We start from the raw sequence: 12,085 nt of genomic DNA on the forward strand, positions 1-12,085 counted from the left end.
CACGACCCACCGAACCCCCAGAGCGGCCCGGACACCCCCTAGAGCAGCATCGGCTCCAGATGCGGCACCTCGAACCCCTCGTCGTCGAAGGGGTACAGCGGCCGTACGAGGCGCCGGTGGCCCAGCCGCAACAGATCCTGGTCGACCCCGCCGGGGGTGAGCGCGAGCCGCCAGTCCGCCGCCAGGGCGTACAGCTCGGGCTCCAGATAGCCGATCTTGACGACGACGAGGTCATAGCCGCGCGGGTCCAGCTCGCCGAAGTCGGCCAGGGTGTGGAACGGCTTGCGGCGGCTGACCAGGATCACCGTGACGCCCCCGCGCCGCACCGCAGCGAGGTCCCCGCCGACCGGGTCGTCCCGGCGCAGGGCGACCACCTCGCCGGTCAGCTCGCAGGGCGCGGCGTGGTCCGCCGTCCCCCGGCTGATCTCGCCGCCGACGGACAGCCGGACCGTGGCGCCCGGCCCGGCGGCGAAGCACTCCGCGACCGCCGCCGGATCGGTGATCCCGGGGTGCAGGGCGGTGGCGCGCCCGGCGGCCAGGTCCTCGTTGGCCAGCAGCCGCCCGAGCATATAGGCGAGGTCCCCGGCGCCCCCGGCGGTGGGGTTGTCGCCGGAGTCGCTGATCAGGAAGGGGCGGGCGGAGGAGGCGACGGCCTCGGCGACGCACTCGTCGGCGCCGCCGGTGGGGCCGACGAAGGCGAAGTCGCGGCGCACCTCCCAGTACTCGCGGGCGAGGGAGCGGGCCTGCTCGACGGCGAGCACGGGGTCGTCGCCGGTCACCACCACGGCCGCCCGGCAGCGCGGCTCGTCGGCCCAGGCGTAGCCCACCCAGATCGCCGCGTCCACGACACCGTCCATCGCCTCCACGGCGGCCAGCCGCCCGTACAGCGACTTGGCGGGCTCCAGACGGGTGCTGGTGCGCTCCCCGGGCAGCAGTACCGGGATATGCACCCAGGCCAGATGCGGACGGCCCCGGCCGGATGCCAGCCGCTCCACCAGCTTGCGGGCGGCGCGCTCGCGGGTCTCCCAGGCGTCCTCGTGCGGGGCCAGCCGATGGGCGGTGATCAGGTCAAGCCGCTCCGCGAAGCGCCGGGAGACATTGCCGTGGAGGTCCATGGCGGCGGAGATCAGCGCGTCGGGCCCGATCGCCTCCCGTACGGCGTCGGTCAGATCGCCTTCGGCGTCCTCCAGGCCCACCACGCTCATCGCGCCGTGGATGTCGTACACCAGCCCGTCGAGCGGACCGGCCCGCCGCAGCCGCTCGATCAGCTCCTCCTTGATCCGGTCGTAGGTCCCGCGCTCGACCGGGCCGCCGGGCAGCGAGACGGCGTGCACCAGGGGCACCCACTCGACGCGCTCCGCGAGGTCGCCGTCGGACGCCGTCCAGGTGTAGCGGTTCAGCAGCTCGGCGCCGCGGGTGATCCGGAAGTCGTCGTACGTCGTGCGGTGCGGGCAGAAGGTGCTGGACTCGATGGACATGCCGCCGATGCCGATGCGCGGGCGACGACGGCCCGGGGGCGCCGCCGCGCCGTCCGGGGCCGGTCCTGCCGCCGGACCGTCGGCCGGGCGGGGTGCGGTGGAAGCCATGCTGTCTCGCTTTCAGATGCGCCGGGGTGCGTCCGGATGCGTACGGGTGCGTCCGGTCGCGCCGGTCGGATGCGTCGGGGGCGTCGGGGGCGGTGTCCAGGGGTGGGCGGACCGGCCGCGCGGGCCGGTGTCGTACGGCCGGTGCGGCACGGGCGTCATCGGGCGGCCCGGGCCATGGGCACCGGCCTGCTGCCCGGGGCGAGTTCGCGCAGCGCCGCGTGACCCGCCCCGAGCAGCCCCGCGTCGGCGCCGCTCGTGGCCGCCGTGATCGTCAGCTCGCTCGTCGCCATCGGCAGGCACCGCTCGTACAGCATTCCGCGGACGGCGGCGACCAGCGGCTCGGCCTCGGCGAGTGCCCCCGCGAGGACCACCGCCTCCGGGTTGAAGAAGTTGACGACGACGGACAGGACGGTCCCGATGTGCCGGCCGGCCTGGCGTACCAGGGTGGTCGCGTTCGGCTCGCCGTCCGTCACCAGGCGCAGCACATCCGCCGACCCGTCGACGCCGATGCCGAGCGTGCGCAGCTCGGCGGCGATCGCGGCGCCGCTGGCGACGGTCTCCAGGCAGCCGATGTTGCCGCAGGAGCAGGGGCGTTCCGCGGCCGCGTCGACGCGCACATGGCTGATGTCGCCCGCCGAGCCGCGCGCCCCCCGGTAGAGGCGGCCGTCGCTGATCACGCCGGAGCCGATGCCGCGGCCCGCCTTGACGACGACGAGGTGGCGCAGCCCGGAGTGGGCGGCCCGGTGCTCGCCGAGGGCCATCATGTTGGCGTCGTTGTCGACGAGGACGGGCAGTCCGAGCCGCTTGGCGAGCCGGTCGCGCAGTTCGTACAGATGCCAGCCGGGCATCCGGGACGGGGCGATGACCTGGCCCGTGCCCGTGTCCACCGGGCCGGGGAAGCCGACGCCGACGGCCCGCACCGTGCGGCCCGCCGCGCACTGGCGGTCCGCGAGCTCGGCGAGCCGCCCCACCAGCGGCTCCAGGGCCCGGTCGGGACCGGCCGTCAGGTCGAAGGAGTACTCGGTCACGTCGAAGGTGGCGCCCGTGCGGCCGACCGCGCCGACGCGGGCGTGATGACTGCCGAGGTCGGCGGCGAGCGCGATGCCCCCGCTGTCCGGTATCCGCAGCAGGCGGGGCCGGCGGCCGCCGCGCGAGGCGCCCTCGCCGTATTCGGTGAGCAGTCCGGCGTCCACCAGCTCCTGCACCCGTGCGGAGACGGTGGAGGCGGCGAGCCCCAACTCCCGTACGAGATCGGCGCGGGAGGCCGCGGTGCCGCTCGCGACGAGTTCGAGGACGTGCGCGGCGGAGCCGGGCTGCTCCTCGGCGGCGGTCATGTGGCGCCCTTTCCGTCGGTCGGTCTTTCCTGTATCGCCTGGACTTTATTCGATATTCGAACGAAGTCCAGGTCGCAACGGGCTTTCAGTAGATAGCATTCCCGGCTTCGCGCGCCAGGCTCTTGACTTCTTTTCGCGACCGTCCGTACTTTGCTCGCTATCTTCGTTCGGCCGACGCCCCCGAACCACCCCGACGCCCTCGAACCACCCCGACGATCCCGACGACCCCGCGGAGGCGGCATGGGTCTGCGCAGTACACGAATACGCGGGCCCCTCGCGGGACTTGTCGCGGCCCTCGTCCTCGGCGGCACGGGCCTGGCCACCGGCTGTGGACCCCGGGCTGACCGGATCACCGATGTCGGCGCGACGGGCGGCACCAGGGTCGAGGGCGGCACGGCGACCATGGCGCTGCCGCCCGCGGCCACCCCCAACTGGATCTTCCCGATCGGCGCGCCCGGCTATCTGGCCACGTACAACAGCTCCATCCAGAGCCTGCTCTACCTGCCGCTCTACCAGCCCGAGCAGAAGGGCGACGAGCTCAGCCTGGACAGCCCGCGCAACCTCGCCGAGCAGCCCCGCTACAGCGACGGCAACAAGACCGTGACCGTCACGCTGAAGCAGGGCTACCGCTGGTCCGACGGAAAGCCCGTCACCACCCGCGACGTGGAATTCTGGTTCGACCTGATCAAGCACAACAAGGCGGAGTGGGGCGGCTATTCGCCGAAGCTGCTGCCGGACAACGTCAAGCGGTTCCAGACGCTCGACGACCGCACCTTCCGGCTCCGGCTCGACCGCGCGTACAACCCCGCCTGGTTCACCGCTAACCAGCTCCTCTACTTCACCCCGCTGCCCCGGCACGCCTGGAACCCGGACGACGAGGACCCCAAGAAGGTCTTCGCGCGGCTGACCCAGCACGCCAAGAAGCTCTCGGCCTTCGCCACCGACCCGCTGTGGAAGACCGTCAACGGGCCGTGGAAGATCCGTCAGTGGGCCACCTCGGGACAGGTCGCGCTCGAACCCAACACCCGCTACTCAGGCCCGGACAGGCCCCACCTCGACCGCGTCGTCTTCAAGCCCTTCACCACCGCCGACTCCGAATTCAACGTGCTGCGCTCCGGCGGCGTCGACTACGGCTACATCCCGCCGTCGGTGATGGCCCAGTCCAAGAAGTTCCAGGAGATGGGCTATCGCGTCGACCCGTGGGAGGGCTGGGCGATCACCTATCTCGTGCTCAACTTCAACCACCCCACCGCGGGCCCGCTGCTCCGCCAGACCTATCTCCGCCAGGCCCTCCAGCTCCTCATCGACCAGCGCGCCATCTCCAAGGTGATCTGGCACGGCAGCGCCGACCCCACCCGCGGCCCGGTCCCCGCGAGCCTGCTCGCGAAGGACCCCTATCCGTACGACCCGGCCGCGGCGAAGCGGCTGCTGGCCGCCCACGGCTGGAAGGCGCGGGACGGCGGGACGCTGCGCTGTGTGCGGCCCGGGACCGGCGGCGACGCGTGCGGCAAGGGCATCGAGGAGGGGCAGCCGCTGAAGCTCTCGCTGCTGTCGCAGTCCGGCTCGACCGAGAGCTCCAACCAGATGCAGGAGATCAAGTCCTCGTACGACAAGGCCGGGATCACCCTCGACGTACGGCAGCAACCGCTGAACACGGTGCTCGGCACCACCGTCCCCTGCGAACGGACCGAACCGCTGTGCAAGGCGTGGCAGTTGGGGTTCTTCGGCACGGCGGGCAGCTGGTACTTCCCGCCCGACCCCAGCGGAGAACAGCTCTTCGCCACCGGCGCCCCCTCCAACATGGGCAACTGGTCCGATCCGCGCACCGATGAGCTGATCAAGGACACCGAGTACTCCGGCGACCCGGCCGCGATGCGCCGCTACGGCGAGTACGTCGCCCGCAAGGTCCCCGTCCTGTGGACCCCCAACCCCGCCTACCAGGTCTCCGTCATCCGCAACGACCTGCGCGGCGTCGACCAGAACCCGACCCTGAGCCTCGCCCCCCAGGACTGGTACTTCGTCAAGAAGGGGGCGGGCCGGAAGTGATCCGCTTTCTGATCAAGCGCACCGCGCAGGCCGCCGTCGTCCTGCTGCTCGTCTCCGTCATCGTCTTCGTGCTGCTGCACCAGCTCCCCGGGGGCCCCGCCCGCGCCATCCTCGGCCCCAAGGCCACCCCGCAGGCGGTCGAGCACTTCAACCACCAGCAGGGCTACGACCGCTCGCTCCCCCTCCAGTACGTGCAGTACCTCGGGCGGCTGCTCACCGGCGACCTCGGCGAGTCGTACAAGCTCAACCAGACGGTCTCCTCGCTGCTGTCCGACCGGCTGCCCAAGACCCTCGTACTGACCGGGCTGGCCATCGCCCTCGCCGCCGTCCTCGCGATTCCGCTGGGCATCCTCCAGGCCGTACGCCGGGGCAGGGCCGCGGACTACCTCCTCACCGGGCTGGCCTTCCTCGCCTACGCCACCCCCGTCTTCTTCCTCGGCCTGGTCCTGATCCTCGTCTTCAGCCAGCGGCTCCAGCTCTTCCCGGCCGAGGCGCCGCAGGCGGACACCGTCGGCGGCATCCTGGGCGACCTTCCCGGGCTGGTGCTGCCCGTGGTGACCATGGCGCTCGGCGTCATCGCCGCCTTCAGCCGCTACATGCGCTCGGCGGTGCTGGACAACCTGGGCGAGGAATACGTCCGCACCGCGCGGGCCAAGGGCCAGTCCAGCGCGCGGATCATGGCCCGGCACGTGCTGCGCAACGCGCTCATTCCGCTCGCCACCCTCCTCGGCCTCTATCTCCCGACCCTCTTCAGCGGCGCGCTCGTCGTGGAGTCGATGTTCAACTACCCGGGGATGGGGCTGCTGTTCTGGAACGCCGCCCAGGGCTCCGACTTCCCGGTGCTGCTCGGGGTGACCCTCGTCGTCGGCGTCGCCACCGTCATCGGCTCGCTGATCACCGATATCGCGTACGCCGTCCTCGACCCCCGGATCAGGAGCGTCTCGTGACCGCCACAGCCGCCGGGGCCCCCGCCGCCGACGAGACGGCCGTCCCCACCCCGAGCCTCGCCCGCCGCACCCTCGCCGTCTTCACCCGCAACAAACTGGCCCTGGCCGGGGCGGTGGTGCTGGTGGCGCTGAGCGCCTTCTGCTTCCTCGGCCCGCTGTTCCACCCCACCGACCAGGTGCACACCGATCTGGGCCAGGCCAACCTCGCGCCCGGCAGCCCCGGCCACCCGCTGGGCACCACGGACCTCGGCTACGACATGCTCGGCCGGCTGATGACCGGCGGCCGGACCTCCCTGGAAGTGGGCCTCGCGGCGGGGCTCCTCGCCACGTTCATCGGCACGGTCTACGGCTCGGTCGCGGGCTACTTCGGTGGCTGGCTGGACGCCGCCATGATGCGGATCACCGACGCCGCGCTCGCCATCCCCGCCCTCTTCCTGCTGGTCGTCGTCGCCGCGATCGTCACGCCCAGCAAACCGGTGCTGATCCTCATCATCGCCTCGGTCGCCTGGCTGTCCCCGGCCCGCCTCATCCGCGGTGAAGCCCTCGCCCTGCGCAGCAGGGACTACATCCACGCCATGCGGCTCATGGGCGGTGGCGGGGCGCGCGCCGTCTTCCGGCACATCGTGCCGAACGCGATCGGCACCGTCGTCGTCAACGCCACCTTCCAGATCGCCGACGCGATCCTCTACGTCGCGTACCTGTCGTTCCTCGGCCTGTCCATCCCGCCGCCCGCCGCCGACTGGGGCTCCATGCTCAGCGCCGGTATCACCTACACCCAGGTCGGCTACTGGTGGCTGATCTTCCCGCCGGGCATCGCGATCGTACTCGTCGTCGCCGCCTTCAACTTCATCGGGGACGGGCTGCGGGACGCCTTCGACGTGCGGCTCCAGAAGAGCGGAGGCAACCGCTGATGACCGATCCCACCGCGTCCACCGGATCCCTCCTGCTGCGGGTCGACGACCTCCATGTCGAGATCGCGGGCCGCGACCGCACCGTGCACGCCCTCGACGGAGTCTCCCTGGACCTCGCCCCGGGCGAGGCGCTGGGCATCGTCGGCGAGTCCGGCTGCGGGAAGACCATGACCGCGCTGAGCGTGCTCGGCCTGCTGCCGGGCGGCGGCCGGATCACCGGCGGTTCCATCGACTTCGGCGGTACGGACCTGGCGACCGCGGTCGAGCCGGTGCTCCGGGGCGTTCGCGGCAACTCCATCGGCATGGTCTTCCAGGACCCGCTCACCTCCCTCAACCCGACCATGACCATTGGCGCCCAGGTCGCGGAGCCGCTGCTGCTGCACAAGGGCCTGGGCAAGGCGGAGGCGTGGCAGCGGGCCGAGGAGATGCTGAGGCTGGTGGGCCTGCCGACCCCCGGCGAGCGGCTGAAGAACTACCCGCACCAGCTCAGCGGCGGCATGCGGCAGCGCGTCGCCATCGCCATGGCGCTGATCTGCGAGCCCCAGTTGCTGATCGCCGACGAGCCGACGACCGCGCTCGACGTCACCACCCAGGCCCAGATCCTGGAGCTCATCGACGATCTGCGGTCGCGTCTGGGCATGGCGTTGATCCTGGTCACCCACGACTTGGGGGTGATCGCCAGACGGGTGGACCGGGTGGCGGTGATGTACGCGGGCAAGACGGTGGAACGGGCGGGCGTGCGCACCCTGTTCGCGGCCCCGCGCCATCGGTATACCCAGGCGTTGTTCGCCGCGCTGCCGGAGCGGGCGGCGGACGAGTCGCAGCCGCTCGCCACGATTCCGGGCCTGCCGCCGTCCCTCGTCACGCGGCCCGCGGGGTGCCGGTTCGCGCCGCGGTGCGGCTTCGCCACCGGGGAGTGCCGGGAGACGGAGCCAGCGCTGTCCGAGGTGGTGCCGCCGCTGCCCGCCGCCTCCCGGAACGGGGACTCCGCCCCGGCCCCCGGTCCGAGGACGGCGCCGCACGGTCCGGCGACCGGGGACACGCCCGAGGGGCGGGCGGGAGCCGCCCGTCGCGGTGCCCACGCCTTCGCCTGCTTCCACCCCGTCGACCCCGCCGTCGATCCCATCGCCGAAGTCGTCCCCGCCGCCCCCGCCGCGCCCCCGTCCCGCGCCGACGAGACCCTGCTCGCGCTCACCGACGTCACCAAGGACTACCCCCTGCACAGCAACCCCTTCGCGCTCCGCGGGCGCTCCGCGGCCGCCGTCGTGAGCGCCGTCGCCGGGGTGTCGCTGACCGTCAGGCGTGGCGAGACCTTCGGCATCGTGGGGGAGTCCGGCTGCGGCAAGTCCACGCTCGGACGGCTGGTCGTCGGCATGGAGGAGCCGACCCGAGGCACCGTCCGCTTCGCGGACCGCGACATCGCCGCGCTGGACCGGCGCGCGCTGCGCGCCCACCGGCGCGAGGTGCAGCTGATGTTCCAGGACTCGTACGCGTCCATGGACCCGCGGATGCGGGTCGGCGCGATCCTGCGGGAGCCGCTGGTCATCCAGGGCATCGGCGACCGTGCCGGGCAGAACGCGCGGATCGCCGGGCTGCTGGACGACGTCGGGCTGCCGCGCGGCGCCGTGGACCGCTATCCGCACGAGTTCTCCGGCGGCCAGCGCCAGCGCCTCGGGCTGGCCCGCGCGCTCGCGCTGTCACCGTCGCTGGTGGTCGCCGACGAACCCGTCTCGGCCCTCGACGTCTCCGTACAGGCCCAGATCCTCAATCTGATGCGGGACCTGCAGCGCGAGAAGGGGCTGGCCTATCTGTTCATCTCGCACGACCTGGCCGTGGTGCGCCATCTCGCGGACACGGTCGGCGTGATGTATCTGGGCAAGCTGGTCGAAACGGGGCCAGCGGCGTCGGTGTTCGACGCGCCGCTGCATCCCTACACCCGCGGACTGCTGGACACCGCCGAACAGCCCGACCCGGCGGCCGAGGCCGCCGGGGCGCCGCTGGGCGGCGAGACCCCCTCGGCCGCCCACCCGCCCTCGGGCTGCCGGTTCCGTACCCGCTGTCCGGCCGCTCAGGAGATCTGCGCCCGGATCGAGCCAGCCCCCGCCGAGCCGGCCGCGCCGGGACACCGGGTGGCCTGCCACTTTCCGCTGGTCGCCGCGGCCGGACGGTGACGGCCCGGCCACGGCCGACTACTTCGGCCGTCTCCGGCCGACTCCCTCGGCCGGAGACGGAGCCGGCGATCACTCCCGGATGTGGGGAAAACCACAAAGGAGACAAAGGATCTTTTCAGGCTGACACAGTGCACTGGTCTCAACCATGTCGCGCGTTCGGCGCAATACCCGGAAAGCAGCCATGGCCGTACTCGCCCGCTGGTGTCTCAGGCGCCGCGCCATCGTCATCGTGCTGTGGCTGGCCGCGTTCGCCGGGGTCGCCGCGGCGGCGGCCGTGACGGGTTCGGCGTACTCCAATAACTACGACATCCCGGGCACCGACTCCTCCAGGGTCTCCGCCCTGATGGAGCGGCGGCTGCCGGACCGGGCGGGGGACAGCGACACCGTCGTCTGGCATACGGCGGACGGCGCGGGCACCGTACGCGCCCCAGGGGTCGAGCGGCGGATGGCGGCGGCGCTGCGGCAGGTCGCGGAGCTGCCCGGCGTCGCCTCCGTGACCGGCCCGTACGGAGCCGTCCCCGCTTCCGGTCCGTACGGCGCGAGCGGTCCGCACGGCGCCGGAGACACCAACCGGCTGGGCGGCTCCGGCGGGCTCGGCGAGGCCGGTGACAACGGCCGGATCAGCGCCGACGGGCACACCGCCTACGCCACCGTGGTCTTCCGTGAACCGGCCGCCGACCTGGGCGAGGCGGAGGTGCGCCAGGTGCTCGACACGGTGCGCTCCGCTGCCTCCGGCGCCAGGGGCCTGCAGGTCGAGATGGGCGGTGCGGGCGCCGAGCTCACCGAGCGGACCGGGCCCGCCCACCTGAGCGAGGCCATCGGGGTCGGGGTGGCCGCCGTAGTGCTCTTCCTCGCCTTCGGCTCACTCGCGGCGACGCTGCTGCCGATCGCCACCGCGCTCATCGGCGTCGGCACCGCGTACGCGGCCATCGGGCTGCTCGGCCACGCCATGACCATCGCCGACTTCGCACCCATGCTCGGCATGCTGATCGGCCTCGGCGTGGGGATCGACTACGCGCTGTTCATCGTCACCCGGCACCGCAGGGGGCTGCGGCGGGGGCTTTCGGTGGAACGGGCCGCCCAGCGCGCGGTGGCCACCTCGGGGCGCGCGGTGGTCTTCGCGGGCGCGACCGTCTGTCTCGCGCTCCTCGGCATGCTCGTCCTGAGGCTGTCCTTCCTCAACGGGGTGGCGGTCGCGGCGGCGCTCACCGTCGCCCTTACGGTCGCCGCCTCGCTCACCCTGCTGCCCGCGCTGCTCGGCCTGATCGGCATGCGGGCCCTGAGCAGGAAGGAGCGCGGACGGCTGGCCGAGCGAGGGCCGGAGGCCACGGCGTCCCAGGGCCTGTGCGCGCGCTGGGCCCGTTACGTCGAGCGGCGCCCCAAACTCCTCGGGGCGGTCGCCACCGCCCTCATCGCGGTGCTCGCCCTCCCCACCTTCTCGCTCCACCTGGGCACCTCGGACCAGGGCAACGGCTCCTCGGCGTCCACCACACGACGCGCCTATGACCTGCTGGCCGAGGGGTTCGGACCAGGTTTCAACGGCCCGTTGACGCTCATAGGCACCATGGACGGGGCCGACGACCGTATGGCCTTCACCCAGCTGTCCGAGACCCTGCGCACCATCCACGGGGTGGCCTCGGTGAGCGCCGCGGACCTGGGCGGGGGCGGCGACACCGGTGTCATCACGGTCGTCCCCACGACGGCACCGCAGTCCCGGGACACCTCCGACCTCGTCGGACGGCTGCGCGCCGAGGTGCTGCCCCGGGCCGAGGAGGGCAGCTCGCTGCGGGTCTACGTGGGCGGACTGACCGCGGGCTACGACGACTTCGCCGCGGTGATCGTGAGCAAGCTGCCGCTGTTCGTGGGGGTGGTGGTGGCCCTGGGGTGTGTGCTGCTGCTGCTCGCGTTCCGCAGCATCGGCATCCCGATCAAGGCGGCGGTCATGAACGTGGCCGCCGTCGCGTCGTCCTTCGGCGTGGTGGTCGCGATCTTCCAATGGGGCTGGGGGAGCGAACTGCTGGGTCTCGGCAGGGCGGGTCCGATCGAGCCCTTCCTGCCGGTGATCATGGTGTCGGTGCTCTTCGGACTCTCCATGGACTACCAGGTCTTCCTGGTCAGCCGGATGTACGAGGAGTGGCGGCGCACCCGCGACAACCGCACCGCGGTCCGGGTGGGGCTCGCCGAGACCAGCCGGGTCATCAACTCCGCGGCCGTCATCATGATCGCGGTCTTCTCGGCGTTCGTGCTCAGCGGCGACCGGATCATCGCGATGTTCGGCATCGGACTGGCGGCCGCGGTCGCCCTGGACGCCTTCGTCCTCCGTACCCTCCTGGTGCCCGCGCTGATGCATCTGCTCGGGGGCGCCAACTGGTGGCTGCCGGGCTGGCTGGAGCGGCTGCTGCCGAGGATCAGCATCGAGGCGGAGGGTGAGGGCGGCGCGGGCGAGCGCGATGGCGCGGGCGGCGGCGAGGGTGCGGGCGACGCCGATGGCGTTGGCGAGGGCAAGGGCGAGGGCCAGGGTGACCGCAAGGGGCCGTCCTCCGGGCCGGTGGGGCTGCCCGCGCCACTGCCGGGGCAGCCCGCGGACGGCGGGGCGCGGGCCGGTACGGCACGGTCGTCGGTGCCCTAAGGCCCCTGAGGCTCCTAAGGCCCCTGAGGACTCCTAAGGGCCCTCCTCAGGCTTTCTCGGCCGTACGGGCGGGGCGCCTAAGGCTCTGGCCCGAGCGAAGATCGGGCAGCCTCCCGATGTGCCGGACCCTCCTGGGCGACGAGAGTGGACGCGTTCCACAAACCCTCGTCACCAGGGAGAACGCATGCTGCACCATGAGTTGCACCGCATCCGCGAAGCCGAGCTGCTGCACGAGGCAGACCACCAGCGGCTGGTCCGGGAGGCGGCGGAAGGGCCCCTCGGCGGGTCGGCCGGGCCGGAGGGCGGAGGGCGGATGAGACCGGCCCGGCGGTGGCGCGGCGACCGCTCACCGCGGTCGTACCGGACGGCGGCCTGACGGCGGCCGGGCCGTGGCACTCGCCATGGGGGCCGAAGCAGCGGGCGCCGAAGCGGCGGGGGCCGGAGAAGCCGGTGCCGCGGTG

Annotated in this window: 8 protein-coding genes; 6 read left to right on the plus strand and 2 right to left on the minus strand. The window is 72.7% G+C overall.

The window, feature by feature from the left end; genetic code table 11:
- Positions 1-38: 38 nt before the first annotated feature.
- Together VT50_RS30415 and VT50_RS30420 are read right to left on the minus strand one after the other, a co-directional pair.
- Positions 39-1,586, minus strand: a complete 1,548-nt coding sequence (locus VT50_RS30415) for a M81 family metallopeptidase (protein ID WP_276207346.1) — start codon at positions 1,584-1,586, stop codon at positions 39-41.
- Between the two features lie 155 nt (positions 1,587-1,741).
- Positions 1,742-2,920, minus strand: a complete 1,179-nt coding sequence (locus tag VT50_RS30420) for an ROK family transcriptional regulator (RefSeq protein ID WP_046090291.1) — start codon at positions 2,918-2,920, stop codon at positions 1,742-1,744.
- A 240-nt stretch (positions 2,921-3,160) separates the two neighbouring features.
- On the opposite strand from VT50_RS30420, the gene VT50_RS30425 reads away from it, so the two are divergent.
- The 6 genes from VT50_RS30425 (at position 3,161) to VT50_RS30450 (ending at position 12,000) form a co-directional block, all read left to right on the plus strand.
- The gene (locus VT50_RS30425; protein ID WP_046090292.1) at positions 3,161-4,966 is read left to right on the plus strand and encodes a peptide ABC transporter substrate-binding protein; all 1,806 of its coding nucleotides are present in this window, start codon (positions 3,161-3,163) and stop codon (positions 4,964-4,966) included.
- Positions 4,963-5,913, plus strand: a complete 951-nt coding sequence (locus tag VT50_RS30430) for an ABC transporter permease (RefSeq protein ID WP_078841000.1) — start codon at positions 4,963-4,965, stop codon at positions 5,911-5,913. Before VT50_RS30425 ends, VT50_RS30430 begins: the two co-directional genes overlap by 4 nt.
- Positions 5,910-6,824 carry an ABC transporter permease gene (locus VT50_RS30435; RefSeq protein WP_046090293.1) on the plus strand — a complete coding sequence of 305 codons (915 nt, stop codon included), beginning with the start codon at positions 5,910-5,912 and terminating at the stop codon, positions 6,822-6,824. The genes VT50_RS30430 and VT50_RS30435 overlap by 4 nt, the downstream gene beginning before the upstream one ends.
- Positions 6,824-8,995 (plus strand): ABC transporter ATP-binding protein, encoded by a 2,172-nt coding sequence (locus VT50_RS30440; RefSeq protein ID WP_079343926.1) that lies wholly within the window; start codon positions 6,824-6,826, stop codon positions 8,993-8,995. Before VT50_RS30435 ends, VT50_RS30440 begins: the two co-directional genes overlap by 1 nt.
- A 181-nt stretch (positions 8,996-9,176) precedes the next feature.
- Positions 9,177-11,624 (plus strand): MMPL family transporter, encoded by a 2,448-nt coding sequence (locus VT50_RS30445; protein WP_046087949.1) that lies wholly within the window; start codon positions 9,177-9,179, stop codon positions 11,622-11,624.
- Positions 11,625-11,808: 184 nt separating this feature from the next.
- Complete coding sequence (locus VT50_RS30450) at positions 11,809-12,000, plus strand: hypothetical protein (protein ID WP_046087950.1); 192 nt, start codon at positions 11,809-11,811, stop codon at positions 11,998-12,000.
- Positions 12,001-12,085 lie beyond the last annotated feature (85 nt).

The sequence above is a fragment of the Streptomyces antioxidans genome (assembly GCF_000968685.2).
In the GTDB taxonomy this organism is placed as follows: domain Bacteria; phylum Actinomycetota; class Actinomycetes; order Streptomycetales; family Streptomycetaceae; genus Streptomyces; species Streptomyces antioxidans.